At 59.0% G+C, this 16736-nt stretch carries 17 protein-coding genes; 2 read left to right on the top strand and 15 right to left on the bottom strand.

What is annotated here, in order from left to right:
* The first annotated feature begins 371 nt into the window (after window positions 1-371).
* On the top strand, window positions 372-3059 hold the full coding sequence (locus tag ENN40_09390; protein HDP95557.1) for a bifunctional acyl-CoA synthetase/GNAT family N-acetyltransferase: 2688 nt from the start codon (window positions 372-374) through the stop codon (window positions 3057-3059).
* Window positions 3060-3224: 165 nt separating this feature from the next.
* On the opposite strand, the gene ENN40_09385 is transcribed toward ENN40_09390, so the two are convergent.
* The 11 genes from ENN40_09385 to ENN40_09335 are packed head-to-tail and all read right to left on the bottom strand — an operon-like array spanning window position 3225 to window position 10715.
* Window positions 3225-4949 (bottom strand): Na(+)/H(+) antiporter subunit D, encoded by a 1725-nt coding sequence (locus ENN40_09385; GenBank protein ID HDP95556.1) that lies wholly within the window; start codon window positions 4947-4949, stop codon window positions 3225-3227.
* Window positions 4939-5169 (bottom strand): hypothetical protein, encoded by a 231-nt coding sequence (locus ENN40_09380; protein HDP95555.1) that lies wholly within the window; start codon window positions 5167-5169, stop codon window positions 4939-4941. Before ENN40_09380 ends, ENN40_09385 begins: the two co-directional genes overlap by 11 nt.
* Entirely contained in the window at window positions 5166-6653 is a 1488-nt protein-coding gene (locus ENN40_09375) for a monovalent cation/H+ antiporter subunit D family protein (protein HDP95554.1), read from the bottom strand. Before ENN40_09375 ends, ENN40_09380 begins: the two co-directional genes overlap by 4 nt.
* Before the next feature lie 26 nt (window positions 6654-6679).
* Window positions 6680-8170, bottom strand: coding sequence for a monovalent cation/H+ antiporter subunit D family protein (locus tag ENN40_09370; GenBank protein ID HDP95553.1), 1491 nt, complete (start codon window positions 8168-8170; stop codon window positions 6680-6682).
* Window positions 8157-8543: an NADH-quinone oxidoreductase subunit J gene (locus ENN40_09365; GenBank protein ID HDP95552.1), complete on the bottom strand. Its 387-nt coding sequence runs from the start codon at window positions 8541-8543 to the stop codon at window positions 8157-8159. The genes ENN40_09370 and ENN40_09365 overlap by 14 nt, the downstream gene beginning before the upstream one ends.
* Complete coding sequence (locus ENN40_09360; GenBank protein HDP95551.1) at window positions 8536-8910, bottom strand: sodium:proton antiporter; 375 nt, start codon at window positions 8908-8910, stop codon at window positions 8536-8538. Before ENN40_09360 ends, ENN40_09365 begins: the two co-directional genes overlap by 8 nt.
* Window positions 8911-8959: 49 nt before the next feature.
* The gene (locus tag ENN40_09355; GenBank protein ID HDP95550.1) at window positions 8960-9274 is read right to left on the bottom strand and encodes a hypothetical protein; all 315 of its coding nucleotides are present in this window, start codon (window positions 9272-9274) and stop codon (window positions 8960-8962) included.
* A complete protein-coding gene (locus ENN40_09350) occupies window positions 9271-9516 on the bottom strand; it encodes a DUF4040 domain-containing protein (GenBank protein HDP95549.1) in 246 nt (81 codons plus the stop codon). The genes ENN40_09355 and ENN40_09350 overlap by 4 nt, the downstream gene beginning before the upstream one ends.
* Window positions 9517-9518: 2 nt before the next feature.
* The gene (locus ENN40_09345) at window positions 9519-9857 is read right to left on the bottom strand and encodes a monovalent cation/H(+) antiporter subunit G (GenBank protein HDP95548.1); all 339 of its coding nucleotides are present in this window, start codon (window positions 9855-9857) and stop codon (window positions 9519-9521) included.
* Window positions 9847-10131: a pH regulation protein F gene (locus tag ENN40_09340; protein HDP95547.1), complete on the bottom strand. Its 285-nt coding sequence runs from the start codon at window positions 10129-10131 to the stop codon at window positions 9847-9849. The genes ENN40_09345 and ENN40_09340 overlap by 11 nt, the downstream gene beginning before the upstream one ends.
* Entirely contained in the window at window positions 10131-10715 is a 585-nt protein-coding gene (locus ENN40_09335; protein HDP95546.1) for a cation transporter, read from the bottom strand. The genes ENN40_09340 and ENN40_09335 overlap by 1 nt, the downstream gene beginning before the upstream one ends.
* A gap of 189 nt (window positions 10716-10904) precedes the next feature.
* Between ENN40_09335 and ENN40_09330 the strand changes: the two genes are divergently transcribed.
* Complete coding sequence (locus ENN40_09330; protein HDP95545.1) at window positions 10905-12557, top strand: formate--tetrahydrofolate ligase; 1653 nt, start codon at window positions 10905-10907, stop codon at window positions 12555-12557.
* A gap of 123 nt (window positions 12558-12680) precedes the next feature.
* On the opposite strand, the gene rsmA is transcribed toward ENN40_09330, so the two are convergent.
* The 4 genes from rsmA to purD are packed head-to-tail and all read right to left on the bottom strand — an operon-like array spanning window position 12681 to window position 16522.
* Complete coding sequence (gene rsmA, locus ENN40_09325) at window positions 12681-13466, bottom strand: ribosomal RNA small subunit methyltransferase A (GenBank protein ID HDP95544.1); 786 nt, start codon at window positions 13464-13466, stop codon at window positions 12681-12683.
* A gap of 16 nt (window positions 13467-13482) precedes the next feature.
* Window positions 13483-14754, bottom strand: coding sequence for a MiaB/RimO family radical SAM methylthiotransferase (locus ENN40_09320; GenBank protein ID HDP95543.1), 1272 nt, complete (start codon window positions 14752-14754; stop codon window positions 13483-13485).
* Window positions 14748-15263 (bottom strand): 5-(carboxyamino)imidazole ribonucleotide mutase, encoded by a 516-nt coding sequence (purE, locus tag ENN40_09315; protein ID HDP95542.1) that lies wholly within the window; start codon window positions 15261-15263, stop codon window positions 14748-14750. The genes ENN40_09320 and purE overlap by 7 nt, the downstream gene beginning before the upstream one ends.
* Window positions 15260-16522 carry a phosphoribosylamine--glycine ligase gene (gene purD, locus ENN40_09310; GenBank protein HDP95541.1) on the bottom strand — a complete coding sequence of 421 codons (1263 nt, stop codon included), beginning with the start codon at window positions 16520-16522 and terminating at the stop codon, window positions 15260-15262. The genes purE and purD overlap by 4 nt, the downstream gene beginning before the upstream one ends.
* Window positions 16523-16736 lie beyond the last annotated feature (214 nt).

Genomic DNA, 16736 nt, shown 5'->3' with positions numbered 1-16736 from the left:
GGATCTATTACGTTTTGTGTGGGTAAATACACATTGGTAATTGGTAAGCGGTTGTGAGTATGAGTACCCGCAGGGCATAAAGCATAAGTGAACGCAAACGTAGGTTCCGGGGACCCATGGTCTAAGACAGAATGGTCGGCTGAGGGGTACTCCCCGAAGACGAAAGATGGCCTCGGAAACATCCCGAACATCCACCATGGCCATCTTAAGCCGTCGAAGGACACCGAAGTGGTGAGCGGTGACTTGTGCCCCCTGGGTATTTATCTTTTCCACTGGCCCCTGGCCATTTGCCACTTCGCCTTTCGCCCTTCATGCCCTAAGGACTGGGATACAGGTGCCGTTGGTGTATAATGCGAGATGGGAGCGAACCCGTGAACGTACACAACCTGGATTGTATTTTCAAACCCGAACGCATCGCCCTGGTCGGGGTTTCCACCAACCCCAACAGTGTGGGCGGGAAAGTGTTGACCAACCTGGTGGGCAGCGGTTTCCGCGGGGTGGTTTACCCTGTGAACCCTCGTCACGAAGCCGTGATGGCCATGCCCTGTTTTCCCGACTTGGAGAGCCTGCCCCATCGCCCCGACCTGGCGGTGATCTGCACCCCCGCTCCCGAAGTGGCGGACCTGGTGGGTCAGTGCGGTGCCGCCGGCATTCCCGGCATCATTATCATGTCGTCGGGTTTTCGCGAAATCGGTAAGGAGGGCATACGGCGGGAAAAAGAGATCCTTGCACATAGAGCACAATTCCCCAATATGCGCATTCTCGGTCCAAACTGCCTGGGCGTCATTGTGCCCGATTTAAAACTCAATGTCAGTTTTGCACCGCACACGCCGCGCAAGGGGCACATCGCTTTTATCTCCCAATCCGGCGCCCTGGGCACATCGGTGCTGGACTGGGCCCGGGAAGAGAACATCGGCTTTTCCGCTTTCGTATCGATCGGCAACACCATTGACGTGGATTACGGCCATTTGATCGACTACTTCGGTGATGACGAAAAAACCCGCTCCATCCTGCTATATATCGAATCCATCCGGGATCCGCGCAAGTTCATGACCGCGTCGCGGTCTTTTGCCCGCAGCAAGCCGATTATCGTCTACAAGGCGGGACGTTTCCCCGAGTCGGCCGCGGTGGCGGCTTCCCATACCGGCGCCCTGGCCGCTGAAGACGATGTCTACAACGCGGCGTTCCGGCGTTCCGGCCTGGCGCGGGTGTTTGATATCGGTGAGATTTTCGACTGCGCGGAGTTGATTGCCCGCAACAAGATTCCCCGGGGGTCGCGCCTGGGTATTGTCACCAATGCCGGTGGACCGGGCGTCATGGCCACCGACGCCCTCATGGCCGCGAATGGAGCCCTCGCTATGCTTTCTGAGGAAACCATCAACACCCTGGATGAGCAACTTCCGCCGCAATGGTCAAAGGCCAACCCCGTGGACGTGCTTGGAGACGCCCGTTCCAAGCGCCTGGCGCGGGCGGTGCGCGCCGTGGTGGCGGACAAGGGGGTGGATGCCGTGCTGGTGATCCTCACACCCCAGGCCATGACCAATCCCACCAAGGCGGCTACGGCCATTGGGGAGATCCAGGAGGAAACCCGTAAACCCATCCTGGCCTCCTGGCTGGGGGGGCACCTGATGCGCGAGGGAGTGGACCTGCTCAACGAAAGCGGCATCCCCACCTATAAGACCCCGGAACAAGCGGTACGGGCATTCATGACCCTGGTCGAATACGCGCGCAACCTGGAAACCCTGTACGAGACCCCGCGGGATATCCCGGTGGAGTTTACGCTGGATCGCAAAAAGATCAAGCGTGAGTTCCTGGCTTCCCTGGGGAAAGAAGAACGTGTGCTGTCGGAGGTGCGGTCCAAGGAACTGCTGCGGTCTTACGGCATCCCGGTCACTTTGCCTTTGATTGCAGACAGTGAGGAAACAGCGCTGGAGGCGGCGCGGGAGATCGGTTACCCCGTGGTGTTCAAGGTTCACTCCCCGGATATCACCCACAAGTCGGACGTGGGCGGGGTGGCACTCAATATCCGCAACGAGCGCCAGGCCGCGGACGCGTTTCAGGCCATCATGCGTTCCGTGCGGGGAAAGCAGCCCGATGCCCGCCTGGAAGGCGTTACGGTCCAGAAAATGGTGGTCATGCCGGAGGCTCGAGAGCTGATCCTGGGCATCAAGCGGGACGCCGTATTCGGTACCGTGATCCTGGTGGGCGCGGGCGGTGTGACTGCCGAGTTATTCGCCGACCGTTCCCTGGGTTTCCCGCCGCTGAACGAACGCCTGGCCCGCCGCATGCTCGAAGACCTGAGGATCTGGCCCCTGCTGCACGGCTATCGCGGAAAGCCGCCGGTAGATCTGGACCGGCTCATCGAGGCCATGATCCGTCTCTCATATCTTGCCGCGGACTCGCCGGAGATTCTGGAACTTGACATTAACCCCCTGCTGGTCGATCCGGAGGGCATCCTGGCCGTGGACGCGCGCATGGTGGCTGATCCCGCCGTAACCGTGAGCCCGGCCGATCCCTACGCCCACCTGGCCTTGCGGCCCTATCCCGAGGAATACGTCAGCGATGCCGTGGAAGTGGACGGTCACAAGATCGTGTTCCGGCCCATCCGCCCGGAAGACGAGCCCATGTGGATGGAGATGCTGGCCGCCTGTTCCCGAGAATCGATCTATTTCCGCTTCCGCTACTTCTTCCAGTGGGCCTCCCACGAAGTGGCCACCCGCTACTGTTACATCGACTACCACCGCGAGATCGCCATCGTGGCGGAAACCACGAATGAAAAAGGCGAAAAGCGCCTCATCGGCGTGGGACGCCTGATCGCCGACCCGGAACACGAAACCGTGGAATACGCCATCCTGATTATCGATGAATTTCAGAACCGCGACCTGGGCGGACTGCTCACCGACTACTGCCTCGATATCGCCCGCAAGTGGGGATTGAAAAAAATGGTGGCCCAGACCACCGCCGACAACCACCGCATGCTGGCGCTGTTCAAGAAACGCGGATTCACCATTCATGCCGATTCCCGCACCAGCACCGTAGATGTGGAGAAAACCCTATAAGTCGTCGATGATCGCTATCCGTTATGAAGGAGGTCTCTGCAATTGTTTCAACAATGTTGAATTTTGCATGAAGGCAACAATAGACCGGAAAGCAGAAATCCCGGCCTTTTTCCCGTTCCAACTCTCCAACTCTCCAACTCCTGTCGCCGCTGAGCGGCGACAGGGCTATACCAATGAGAGGATGACGATAAGGCAGAGGGCGGCCAGGGTGACGGCCACCAGGCTGCCCGCGGGCGGGCGGTAACGGTCGGGAGTATAGGTTTTATCCCGGGTGGGCGGCGTAAATTTCAACATGGGGTTGCGGCCGAACTCCACGACCTTGGCGATGAATTTCTGAACCGCTTTATCGGAGCGTTCGAACAGGTATGCCGGGGCGTTTACGAACACATTGCGGAAAAAGGGCTTGCTGCGGCGGTAAAACCAGTCCATGTCCAGGCTGATGCCTTCGTGGGGCGCCAAACGGTGGCGCAATACCCAGAAACCAACAAAGGTGAAGAGCAGCATCTGCACCGACTCGGCCAGGTGGGCGGTGGTGAAGGGTTCGAAATGCACGGGGAAGGGCAGCAGGCGATAGAGCAATCCGGGCATGACACCGTAAAGGACGCACATAACCGCGGCCATACCCATGCCCAGGAACATGTTCAGGGGTGGGCGACGCACCTCGATCGCGGCCGGTTTTTTGCGAGCGAACCAGATAAACCAGGGCAGCTTGATGCCGACGGAAAGAAAGGTACCGACCGCGGCCAGGTTGAGCAGCAGCATGGCCGTGAGATGGTGGGCGCCGCCGGTTGCGGACAGCACCATGGATTTGCTGATGAAGCCGTTGAAGAATGGCACGCCGGAGATGGAGAAAGCCCCCACCATGTAGAGGATCAGGGTATGAGGCATGTACTTTGCCAAACCGCCCAGGTCCGACAAGCGGTGCTTGCCGGTGGCATGGATCACGGCCCCGGCGCACATGAAAAGCAGCGCCTTGTAGAGGATATTGTTGACTGCGTGGGCCGCGGATCCATTCAGTGCCATCTCCGTGCCGATGCCCACGGCGGCCACCATGTATCCCACCTGGCTGATGATGTGGTAGGCAAGGATGCCGCGGATGTCGTTGGCCAGCACGGTGAAGAAAATACCATAGAGGGTCATGACCACCCCGGCCCACAGTAGGATTTCCCAGCCGGGGAACATGCGGATGAGCACGTAGACCGCTGATTTGGTGGTAAACGCGCTCATGAATATTGCGCCGGTTACGGTGGCCCGCGGGTAGGCGTCACTGAGCCAGGTGTGCAGGGGAGGAATGGCGGCGTTAACCGCCACGCCCAGCAGCATGATCCAAACCGCCGGGCCCTGGCCGGGAGAAAGCCGGGAGACGGCCATGTCGCCGCCGCCGCCGATGTACATGAGGATGCCTGCAAAGAGCAGCCCGCCGCCCAGTACGTGGTAGATCAGGTAGCGGAAACCGGCGCGGCGGGATTCCGGTACGCGGCGGGCCCACACCAGGAAAACCGAAGTAAATGCCATGAGTTCCCAGAAAAGGAACAGGGTGAACAGGTCGCCGGCAAATATGACTCCCAGGGCGCCGGCCGCGTAGAGCAAGGCCGATGTCTGTTGGCCGGCGTCGCGGATGTGGAAGGCGTAGATGCCGCCGCCCGCGGCGATGAAGGCAAAGATAATGCCGAAAAGCCGGCTGAGGGCATCCACTTTAACCGGGGTCAGGGTGTAGTCCATCAGCTGAACGGTCAAGGTGGCGCCATCGGGCAGGGTCCACACCTGGGCCAGTGTCAGCACGCAGGCGAGCACGAAGAGGGATGAACGCAGTTTGCGGGGGACCAGGGGCAACAATAGGGCGCCGGCGATGGCGATCAGGGCGGGGGGCACAATCCAGTCAGTCGGCATCGTAATAATCCTCCCGGCGGTCCAGGGCCTTTTTCCCCACGGTTTTGGAAAACAGGATGATCAGCGCGCAGCCAAAGAATCCGAAAAAGACAAAGAACCCGGGGATGTGGTTCCACCAGTAAGTGTGCCCCGGTTCATGGTGGACAAAGAAGAGCTCCACCACCAGGCTGAACACGGTGACAAGGGCCGCGGCCATGGGCCAGAATCGCTTGGGCATCATGCACCTCCCAGGATGGCGGCGGCCACGCCTGAGGCCAGCCGGTAGAAGCGGAAAAAGAGGTCCGGGTAGATACCGAAAAGCAGTGACAGCAATGCGGTCACGCAAAGGGGGATCACCATGAAGGGCGAAGCCTCGCCGTGTCCGGCCAGCTCATCTCCTTTGGGGTCGCGGAAAAAGGCCCGGTGCGCGATGGGAAAAAAATAGGCGGCGTTCAACAGCCCGCTCGAGACCAGGAAGAAAAGAGGAATCAGGGTGTCCGCCTGCATGGATCCCATGCCCAGGTACCACTTGCTGATAAAGCCGTTGATGGGCGGCAATCCGCTCAAACCGATGGCGGCCACGGTGAAGGCGCCCATGCTCCAGGGCATGACCTTGCCGATGCCGTTGAGTTCACTGATGTTTTCCTTGTGCAGATTAACGTAGATGGCTCCGGCCACGAAGAACATGGTGATTTTCATGGTGGCGTGAAAGGCAATGTGCAGCATGGCGCCGGTCAGTGCCGCGGTGGTGAGCATGCCGGCTCCCAGCACGATATAAGAAAGATGGCCGACGGTGGAATAGGCCAGTCGCCGCTTGAGGTTGTCCTGCTTTAATGCCAGCAGGGATGCGGTGATAATGGTGAAACCGGCAAACACCATCAGGATTCGACCCAGGCCGAACTCTTTCATCAGGGCGGGCCCGAACACAAATCCCACTACCCGGATCACACCGAATACCCCGGATTTAACCACGGCTACGGCATGGAGCAGGGCACTGACCGGCGTGGGCGCGGCCATGGCCGTGGGCAGCCAGGCGTGCAGGGGCATGATGGAGGCCTTGACGCCCACACCGCCCAGGAAAAGGAAAAAGAGTATGCGCGCCGTGGATGGAGCCAGTGGGCGTCCATTGAAAATGCCTCCGGCGGCGAAATCGAGGCTGCCGGTGATCTGCCAGGTCAAGGCCGCGGCGGCGAGCAGGAACAGTCCGGCTGTCAATGTATAGGCCAGGTACTTGCGCCCCGCCCGGATGGCTTTGGGCGTTTCTTTATGGATGACCAGGGGATAGGTCGCAATGGTCAGGATTTCGTAGAAGAGAATAAAGGTCAGCAGATTGGCGGAAAACGCGATGCCGATGGTGGCGGACAGGCACACGGCGAACGAAGCGTAATAACGGGTCTGCTTGTGTTCATCCAGTCCGCGCACATATCCGATGGAGTAGATAGAGGTAAGGATCCACAATCCCGAAGAGATCATGGCAAAAAATACGCCGAAGGGGTCGGCTTTCAGCGCCAGGTGAATTCCGGGGGCCAGTTCCAGTAAGGCGATGCCCACGCTTTTGCCGGCCAGGGCTCCGGGAAGTAGCGACATGACCAACGCGAACTTTACCACTCCGGCGCCCAGGGTCCAGGATTCGCGCAGGTTGGGCCGGCGGGATGAAAACAGGATCAGGGGAACGGCCAGCAGGGAGACCAGCACAGCCAGCATGGGGATAATGGAGTGGTCTATGTTGTTGAGTGCCATTTTTTCTTATCCTACATGCCCGGAGGAACGATCAATTTAATGATCCCGGTCACGATCACCGCATTGAGCAGGCCGACAACAATCAGGGCGCCGCCCAGGACCAGGGTGGGAATCAGCATGGAGCCGGGCGCCTCATTGCGAGCGGCATCATTGTCGTTGGGGATTTCACCTGACATGGGTTTCATGTAGACTTTTTCCAGAATGCGGAAGAAATAAATTGCATTCAGCAGGCTGCTGACCAACAGGGCGGCCAGAAAAAGCCAGCGGCCGTTCTGGATGGTGCCCAGGGCCAGGTACCACTTGCTGAAGAAACCCACGGTCGGCGGTATGCCCACCATGGACAGCGCTCCCACGGCAAACGCCGCGGTGGTCCAGGGCATGCGTTTGCGAACGCGGTGGTCCAGCCTGGGGATGGTTGAGTGGCCAAGTTTGAGGCGGAAGTTCCCCGCCACCAGGAAGAGGCAGGCCTTCATGAGGGCGTGGTTCATTACGTGGAGCACGGCGCCGATGATGCCGTAGGGGTTGGCCAGCCCGATTCCCAGCCCGATGTAACCGATCTGGGCCACGCTGCTGTAGGCCAGCATGCGTTTCATCTCATGCTGGGCAATGGCCAGTACGGAGCCGTACACAATGGCAATGGCGCCCAGCCAGGCCAGGATCTCGGTCAGGGGCAGGGAGTGGCGCACGAAATCCACGCCGAACACGTAAAACACCACGCGGATAATGGCATACACCCCGACCTTGGCACCCACCGGCGCGATCAACGCCGATGACGCGGACGGAGCGTAGGTATAGGCGTCCGGCAACCAGCCATGCAGGGGGAAAATGGCCATTTTAATGCCCAGCCCCGTCACCATCAGCCCCAATGCCGCCACCAGGGCGGGCTGGTGATAGAGCGTGGGTGCGATCCGGGCCACGTCGGCCATGTTCAATGACCCGGTGGTGACATAGACGAAACCGGTTCCCAAAAGATAAAAGCTGCCGCCCACGGTGCCCATGATCAGGTAACGGAAAGCGGCAACGGGTGATTTCCTGTTGCCGACCGCGATCATGCCATAGAGCGCCAGGGAACTGATCTCCAGGAACACATACAGGTTAAAGAAGTCGCCGGTCAGTACAATTCCGTTGAAACCCGTGAGCATGAGCATGACCACGGCGTAGTAGGGCATGGCACGGTCGGGAAGTTCCGCGTCTACGCTGCGGCGGGCGTGTACCAGTACCAGGAGGCTGACCGTGTTGATGACCAGGGTCACGAAAGCCGACAATGGGTCCAGTACGTATTCGATACCGATGGGCGGGAGCCAGCCGCCGAAATGGTAGTGGATGGTTCCTTCCGCCAGCACCCGCACCAGGTTGACAACCGAAATACCGGTGGCAAAAGCCGAGGCGCAAAGGGCCAGGGGGTAAGCCAGCCAGCGGCGGCGGAAAGCCACCATGGGGATCAGGATGGCCGCCAGCAGGAGGCTCAGGGGGGCAAGTGCGGGCGAATTACTCAATATCATCGTTTTTTCTCATTTCTTCCAGGAGCCGGTTTTCATCCAGTGTGCGATAACGTTTGAAAATGGTGATCACCAGTGCCAGGGCGACACCCAGGGTGGCTACTCCGACAACGATGGCGGTAAGCATCAGCGTATGGGGCAGGGGGTTGATATACTGTGTGGGATCAATGGGACCTTTCGCGGTATTCAGAACCGGGACGGTGGCGCCCCACTTATTGGCCGAGGCCACGAAAAAAAGGATAATGGAAACCTGGAAGATGGTCATGCCGATCAGCTTCTTGACCAGATTGTTCTTGACGGTCATGCCGTAGAGGCCGAGGGCCATTAGGATGAACACGAACCAGTAGGCGTAATGGCCGATAAAGAAATCAAGCATCCGCGTCGCCCTCCAGCAGGTGGTCATAGATGGAAACCAGGATGGCTGTAACCGCCAACCCCACGCCGATTTCCACCAGCAGGATGCCGTAGGAACGGCTCATGGATGCGTGATGGGCCAGGCGGAGGGCGGCGTAATCCAGGAAACGGCCGCCCATGAATACGGCAGTCAGTCCGGTACCGAAGTAGATCAGTACCCCCAGGGACCCCAACGGAGTGGTCCAGGAGCGGGAGAACTGCAGTTGCGCGGTATTGCTGCCCTCGGACAGGCGAATCAGGATAATGGCCGCGGCAATCAGGGTGCCTCCCTGGAAACCGCCCCCCGGACTGTAGTGTCCGTGAAAAATCACGTACAGGGCGAACATCATGATAAAAGGGGATACCGTGCGGCTCACCAATGATGTGATGGGATTGGGTCTATGCGTTTTCACTGTCTTTCTCTTTGCGCCGCAGCAGCAACATGAAGCAGATCAGCCCCGCGGTCAGGATCACGGTTTCTTCTCCCAGGGTATCATATCCGCGGTAGTCGGCCAGGATCACGGTCACCATGTTGTTGGTGTGCGCGTCCCGGTGGGCATTGCGGATGTAGTAGGATGCCGCGCCCGGGGAATGGACCGGGCTTTCCTCCAGGTGAATGGGGGCGTAAGGATCGCCTCTCTGGGGAAGCCCAAAAGAGGCGTAAATCATGAGTCCGGTGAACAGCAACAACACGACGTAGTTGGCGGTTTTCAATCGCTGCTCCTTCGCCAGGTTCTGAAAAGGGTCACCAGCATGAGTACTCCGGAAATGCCGGCGCCCACAACTGCCTCGGTAAAGCCCACATCCACGGCGCCCATGGCCACGTAAAGCAGGGCGGAAAAAAAGCTGAACACGCTCAGCACGATTACGGCGGTGACCAGGTTGCGTACCCACAAGGCGCTGGCGGCGGTGACAATGAGGAACAGAAACAGCACGATCTCCAGTTGCCAGTACATGGTTACCCTCTCCCGGCCGGCTTTTTGTGTTTTCGCTGATCACGCTTGAACCAGGGACGCAGGCCGAAACGGTAAGCCGCGTTGGTCAGGGCGTTGGTTCCGGTGGGGTTGGTCAGAACCACGAACGCCACGATTAAGAGTAACTTTACACTGTTGAGGGTGAAGCCTTCATATACCATCAGCCCCAGGATGATGAGGATCAGGGCCAGGGTGTCTACCTTGCCCTGGGCGTGGGCGCGGCAGTAAAAATCGGGCAAGCGGATCAAGCCGACGCTGCCCACGGCCATGAAAAACGTGCCCAGGCTGATCAGGAAAATGGCGATTATGCTGCTAATTCCCATGGTTTTGCTTGGATTTCAATGTGGACCCCAGGTATTTCGCGAACGCGATGGTGCCGATAAAGTTCAGGCCGGCGTATGCCATGGCGATGTCCACAAACATGTCGATGCGGTTGAACATGAAGCCCACCAGCAGGATGATGACCATGGAGTTGGTGGCGATGGATCCGGCGCACAGCATGCGGTCGTAAAGAGTGGGTCCGGTCACCACTCGGTAGAAAGGCACATAGATGATGATGGCGAGCAGTACGGCGAAGTAGACAAAGTACTGATGCATTACATATCCCCTTTGGAACGGATGATCGCGATGCTCCCCACCACCTGGCCCGGGGTTTTTTCATAAAGGCGCGCCACCTGGCCGGGCAGGGACCCGTCCAGGATCCCCGAGGCGGAAACATCCATGAGGGCGTGAACCACGAATTCATCGTCCCGAAGTTGCACGGTAATGGTACCCGGTGTCAATGTGATGGAGTTGCCCAGAATCACGCGCGCGCTGGCGTTGGGCAGACGGGTCTTAAAGACCACCATTGAGGGGTCGATGGGCATGCGCGGACTCAGGACCGCGTAGGCCACCTGCAGGCTGGCCACCACGATCTGCCAGAAGAGCCAGGCAATGTAATAGAGGAAACGCAGCGGCCGCAGGCTGACAGGCATTTGCCGTTTGATGCGGGCTTCCACCTGCCTGATCTCTTCGCGATAGAAGTGAAAACGCCGCAACTTGAGATTCAATGTGGTCACCAGCAGAGCGGACACTACGCCCATGGATATGTGAAAGAGGTCGTAATGGCCGCTGAGCAGCAGCCAGAAGCTCATCAGGAAGATAAACTGCAGGACTGTGTGTGCCGCGAAAACACGTTTCAACCACAACCTCCAGGCCGGCCGCCCGATGGGGCCGTGGATTCAGGGGATCGAATGCAAAGAGTGGATTATAGTGTTTTGACCTTAACTTGTCAACACCCGTTAAGGCCCGTTGATACACCCGTCTCGGTGATGTTGACTTCCCGGGTGCCGATTGCTAGTCTGAATAGAACGGAACACCTGGAGGTTGACATGAAGACGGATATTGAGATCGCAAGATCGGTGGAGCTGGAACCCATTGAATCCTTGCGGGAACGATTGGGCATCCTGGAGAATGAATTCTCTCCCTGCGGACGATTCAAGGGCAAGGTTGACCTGTCGATGCTGGAGCGGCTCAGGAGCCGTCCCGATGCCAAACTCATCGTGGTGACCGCGGTCACTCCCACCCGCTACGGGGAGGGCAAGACCACCACCTCCATCGGCCTCACCATGGGCTTGAACCGGCTGGGGCATTCTTCGATCGTCACCTTGAGGGAGCCTTCACTGGGTCCCGTTTTCGGGGTCAAGGGCGGAGCCGCCGGCGGCGGGTACTCCCAGGTGTTGCCCATGGAGGACATCAACCTGCATTTTACCGGTGACATCCACGCCATCACCACGGCCAACAACCTCTTGTCCGCCATGATCGGCAACCACATGCATTTTTCCAACGACCTGCGCCTCGACACCCGGCGCATCCTGTGGAACCGGGCCATGGATATGAACGACCGCAGCCTGCGTCACATCGTGGTGGGGCTGGGCGGGCACAAGCACGGCTATCCGCGCGAGGACGAGGTGAACATCACCGCCGCTTCCGAGGTCATGGCCGTGTTGGCCCTGTCGGAAAATGTCTTTGACCTCAAGGAACGCCTGAGGCGCATCCTGGTGGGTTTTGCGCGGGACGGTGGCCCCGTGTTCGTGCGCGACTTCAAGATCTGCGGTGCCATGGCCGCTATTCTCAGGGACGCCATCAAACCCAACCTGGTCCAGACCATGGAACGCACCGCCGCCTTGATTCATTGCGGCCCCTTCGCCAATATCTCTTTCGGCACCAACTCGGTCCTGGCCAATCGCATGGCGTTGAAAATGGCCGATTACGTGGTGACCGAATGCGGGTTCGGCTCCGACCTGGGGTTTGAGAAATTCGTGAACCTGGTGAGCCGAACCGCGGGTTACTCCATCCACGCTGTGGTGGTGGTGGCCACGGTGCGCGCCCTGCGCCACCAGGGCGGGGACAAGGACGTGGCGTCCCTGCGCACGGGCCTGGCCAACCTGGGCCACCATATTGCCAATGTCAGGGCCTTCGGCCTGGCGCCGGTGGTGGCGGTCAATGCCTTTCCTGATGATACACCCGAGGAGTTGGAAACAATTCTTTCTTACGCCCGTGAACAGGGCGCGGGCGCCGCGGTCTCTACCGCCCATGCCGAAGGCGGAGCCGGGGCGGAAGAGATGGCGGCCGCGGTGGTTGAAGCCGCCTCCAGCGCCGACGGTTCCTACAACTTCATTTATGATCTAGAGGATTCCGTGGAAGACAAGATCGAGGCTATCACCCGGCGGATTTACGGCGGCGCCGGCGTGATCTTTGAACGCGAGGCCAAGAATCGATTGAAAGAGATTCGCACTCTGGGTATGGACAAATTGCCGGTGTGCATCGCCAAGACCCCACTGTCGTTGTCGGACAACAAGCGCAAGCGCAATGTGCCCGAGGGCTGGCGCCTCAACGTGCGGGATATCAATATCGCGGCGGGCGGGGGTTATCTGATCCCAGTGGCCGGAGATATCATGCTCATGCCCGGACTTCCGGAACATCCCGCCGCCGAAGAGATCGATATCGACGAGACGGGCAAAGAGATCTCCGGGCTGTTTTAGCTCCAACAGCATTGGGGAGCTAAAACAGGCAAGAGGCCAGAGGCGAGGGGCCAATGGCGAAGGGCCTGTCTCCTGCCACCTGCCACCTTTTTTCACTTCTTCCCTCTTCAACTTTATTCAGACTTATTCGTTATTCCGGGTTTGTTGTTTGTTGCCAGGGGAGCTAAGGCGGGTAAAGAGGGCGAGCAGGATTGGGTCCGGTATGGCTTCGGCGCGGGTGTTGGAGGGAATGCCCAGCTGTTCCAGCATGGTGTCAAGGATGGACTGGGGAAAATGTTCCCGCAAGTTATTGCGCAGGGTGCGACGTGGGTGGAAAAAGCATTGTTTCAGGAAGCCGTGGAACGCTGCGGGTTCGATACCCGGTTGCCGCGGCGCCAGGGCGAAGACCCGTGAAAACACTTTGGGTGGGGGGTTGAAAGATCCCGGGCTGACGCGCATGACCGGGGTAAGGCTGAAAAAAGCGCGCAGGGCCGCGGGCAGGGGGCCTGATGCTTGCATAAGGCGACGGGCGAACTCGTCCTGGGTCATCATCACCCCGCCGCTCCAGGACTCGTGCTGAAACAACACCCATTCCAGCAAAGGCGTGGAGATCAGGTAAGGGATGTTTCCCACCAGAAAGATTTTTTCCCGGCCCGCCAGGTCCGCGGCCCGGCAGGCAAGAATGTCGGACGCGACCACGTGGGCCCGGTCCCCCAGCTCTTTCTGCAATGCCGCCGCCAGGCGGGGATCTTTTTCCACCACGGTCAGCGCCCGGCCGGGGAAGCGCTCCAGCAGGCGGCGGGTCAGAACACCGCGGCCCGGCCCGATTTCCAGGAGGGGTTCCCTCCCGGGTGGAACCAGTGCGACGATGCGGTCCCCGATGCCGGGGTTGATCAGGAAGTGCTGACCCAGGCGAGCGGATTTTTCCATGGTCGCAATCGGTGTTTCAGGGTTGAATCCGCGCCTTGGGCAGATCTACGTACTCACCCTCACACAAGTTGTCGTTAACCACCCGCGTCAGTCGCAGGCTGATGCGCTTCTGCTTAAAACCCCGTGTCGGTGGCATGCGCACCGAGAGGTAATTGTCCGTAACGGCCATGGAGAAATTGGGGGTTTCCTCGATCATCACGGCATCCAGTACCCGCCCCAACCGGGATTCACGGAAGGCAAAGCGCAGATTGCGGTTGATCTGTTTGAGTTCTCCCGCCCGGCTGCGAACCACGTGGGAAGGAGGGGGGTCTTGGCGGGCGGCGGCGGTTCCCGGCCGGGGCGAATAGGGAAAAACATGCAGGTAGTTCAGCGAAGAGTTGGAAATGAAATCAACCGTTTCCCGGTGTTCTTTTTCAGTTTCTTCAGGGAAACCGGTAATGAAGTCTGCGCCCAGGTTGGCGTCCGGGAAGAGGCGGTCGAACATGTCGAGGATGCGCCGGTAATCCGTTACTTTGGATCCCCGTTTCATGCGCTTCAATACGGAATTGCTGCCGCTCTGGAACGAGAAATGGAAACTGGGGCAGACTTTGCCCGTGGCTTTCAGGCCCTGGATGAAATCGTAGCGCAGGTAGCGGGGGTCCAGTGAGCTCAGGCGGATAAACTCCACCCCCGAAATTTCAGCCAGGCCTTGCACGGCTTCCAATAAACTGTGACGCGGAAAGAGGTCGAATCCGTATGAAGAGAGGTTGATGCCTGTCAAGACAAATTCACGGTATCCCAGGGAGGCTGCGTAGCGGGCGCGCCGCAGCACGGACTCCAAGGGCCGGCTGCGTGAAGGTCCCCTCAGGGTGGGGACGATGCAATAGGCACAGCGGAAATTGCAGCCGTCGTGAATCTTCAGAAACAGGCGGGAACGAAAAGCGGAGTGAAAAATGAGGTTGCTCTCCTGAGGAAAGCGGCGCCTGACCTCCGCGGCCATGTCGGCCTTTTCTTTGTTATCGAGAAAAATGTATCCCGGGAAAAGGCGCTTCAGATTGTCTCCTTCATGAGTTGCGCTGCAACCGGCGATGATCCAGGGAATGTGGGTGCGGCGAAACGCGCGGTTTACGGCGCGGAATACATCCCGTTCAGCCTTGGCCGTGACGCTGCAGGTATTGAGTATACCGAAATCCGCTTCCGCCTGGTGGTGGGTGTAAGCGTACCCCGCCTTTTCCAGGTCAAGAATCCATTCCTGGACCTCTGCCTGGTTGGCGCGGCAACCGAAACACTCCACGCAGAATTTCACGATTCCCGCAGATCCTCTACTTTTTTCTGCAGACGGCGGTTCTTGGTTTCCACTCCGAGGCGCTGTTCTTCACGGAAAGTGTCCAGTTTCTCGCCGAGTTCCGGGCGTGCCAGGGCCAGGATCTGCAGGGCGAAAAGTGCGGCGTTGACGGCGCCGGATTTGCCGATTCCGAAAACGGCGGTGGGGATCCCTCCCGGCATCTGTACCATGGCCAACAGGGAATCCAGGCCGTTCAAGGCGGATGGAATGGGAACCCCCAGGACGGGCAGCCGGGTGTGGGCGGAGATGACTCCGGGAAGATGCGCGGCGCCTCCGGCGGCCGCGATGATGACTTTTCCGTCCACTTTCTCGAAATCCCGGATCAATTGGATGGTGCGTTCCGGGGTGCGGTGGGCGGAACTGACTTCCACGATAAACGGCACACCGAAATCCCGCAACAGGCGGATTCCATCTTCCATCTGAGGCAGGTCGGAGTCACTGCCCATGATAATGGCGATGTCAACTTCTTTCATGATTGTTTTCTCCCGATGTCGCTGCGGAAAGAGATGTTGTCGTAGGTAATGAAGGGTATGGCGTCGTAGATTTTTTTCATGGTGTCTTTCAGGGTAACGGCCCGGGCGCACACGTTGAGAACCCTGCCTCCCGCGGAATAGACGGTCTCGTCCTCGAAGCGCGTTCCGGCATGGAAAATCTCCACACCCATCGATTTTGCCCGTTCCAGACCGGAGATCGGTTTGTCTTTCTCGTATCCCCCAGGGTAGCCCCTTGAAGTCAGTACCACGCAGGCGGACACTTCTTCCTCCCAGTCGATGTGGACATCAAACAGGCTGCCTTCCGCCGAGGCGGTCAGCAGGTCGACCAGGTCGCTCTTCATGCGCAGCAGCACGGCCTGGGTTTCCGGGTCGCCGAAACGCACGTTGAATTCCAACACCACGGGTCCGGTTATGGTGATCATCAGACCGGCGTACAGGACGCCGCGGAATTCACGGCCTTCAAACCGCAGACCCTCGATTGTGGGCATGATGATCGTGCGCAGAATCGAGTCCAGCAGTTCTCTGTCTATGTCCGGCGCCGGGCTGATGGCGCCCATGCCTCCGGTGTTGGGACCGGTGTCTGCCTCTCCGGCTTTTTTGTAGTCCATGGATGTGGCCAGGGGAATCACGCGTTTGCCGTCGGAAATCACCATAAAAGACATTTCCTGTCCGGGCAGAAAATCCTCGATGATAACCTGTTCACCGGCGCGACCGAATTTTTTTTCCTGCATGATGGACTGGATAGCGGCCAGGCCGTCTTCCACGTTGCGACAGATAAACACGCCTTTGCCTCCGGCCAAGCCGTCGGTTTTGACCACCGTGGGGAATGTCGCGGACTGGATGTGGTCGGCGGCCTCGTGGATATTGTTAAAAATAGAAAAATTCGCTGTGGGAATGTTGTGCTTGGCCATGAATTCCTTGGCGAAGGCCTTGGACGTTTCAATATAGGCGGCTTTCTGAGTGGGTCCGAAAACATTCAGGTTGCGGCGCTTGAATTCATCCACAATCCCCAGGGCCAGGGGCAGTTCCGGTCCCACCACCGTCAATTTAACATCTTCGGCCTGGGCGAAATCGGCGATCTCGATGGCGTTGGTCGGGTCCAGGGCCACATTGACAGCCAGTTGCGCGGTGCCGGCATTACCGGGAACCGCGAAAATCTTGGATACCTTGCGGGACTGCGACAACTTCCAAACCAGGGCGTGTTCACGGCCCCCGGAACCAACCACCATCACGTTCATGGATCACCTTCCAGAATAGATTGCCTGATACGGTTCCATTATACGTGATCCTCGGAAACCGGACAACCCGGCGGCCTTGACACGTCCCCCGGGGATCGACTATACATGGATCAGGAAGCAGCGGCTGTGGCCGCCTTCGGGAGGCAAGATGAGTCAGGATACTTTTTCGTGTTTCAGCCTGGATGACGCGTTGCCGCCGGAACCGCGGTTCCGG

It is taken from the genome of Candidatus Aminicenantes bacterium, assembly GCA_011049425.1.
GTDB lineage: Bacteria > Acidobacteriota > Aminicenantia > UBA2199 > UBA2199 > UBA876.
Note: the sequence above shows the minus strand (reverse complement) of the source record. Positions and strands in the feature narration are given on the sequence as shown.

Excerpts from the sequence above, each read along its gene's own strand:
- ENN40_09385 (HDP95556.1), bottom strand. The coding sequence starts at position 4,949 with ATGCCGACTGACTGGATTGTGCCCCCCGCCCTGATCGCCATCGCCGGC.
- ENN40_09380 (HDP95555.1), bottom strand. The coding sequence starts at position 5,169 with ATGATGCCCAAGCGATTCTGGCCCATGGCCGCGGCCCTTGTCACCGTG.
- ENN40_09370 (HDP95553.1), bottom strand. The coding sequence starts at position 8,170 with ATGATATTGAGTAATTCGCCCGCACTTGCCCCCCTGAGCCTCCTGCTG.
- ENN40_09365 (HDP95552.1), bottom strand. The coding sequence starts at position 8,543 with ATGCTTGATTTCTTTATCGGCCATTACGCCTACTGGTTCGTGTTCATC.
- ENN40_09360 (HDP95551.1), bottom strand. The coding sequence starts at position 8,910 with ATGATGTTCGCCCTGTACGTGATTTTTCACGGACACTACAGTCCGGGG.
- ENN40_09350 (HDP95549.1), bottom strand. The coding sequence starts at position 9,516 with ATGTACTGGCAACTGGAGATCGTGCTGTTTCTGTTCCTCATTGTCACC.
- ENN40_09345 (HDP95548.1), bottom strand. The coding sequence starts at position 9,857 with ATGGGAATTAGCAGCATAATCGCCATTTTCCTGATCAGCCTGGGCACG.
- ENN40_09340 (HDP95547.1), bottom strand. The coding sequence starts at position 10,131 with ATGCATCAGTACTTTGTCTACTTCGCCGTACTGCTCGCCATCATCATC.
- ENN40_09330 (HDP95545.1), top strand. The coding sequence starts at position 10,905 with ATGAAGACGGATATTGAGATCGCAAGATCGGTGGAGCTGGAACCCATT.
- rsmA (HDP95544.1), bottom strand. The coding sequence starts at position 13,466 with ATGGAAAAATCCGCTCGCCTGGGTCAGCACTTCCTGATCAACCCCGGC.
- purE (HDP95542.1), bottom strand. The coding sequence starts at position 15,263 with ATGAAAGAAGTTGACATCGCCATTATCATGGGCAGTGACTCCGACCTG.
- purD (HDP95541.1), bottom strand. The coding sequence starts at position 16,522 with ATGAACGTGATGGTGGTTGGTTCCGGGGGCCGTGAACACGCCCTGGTT.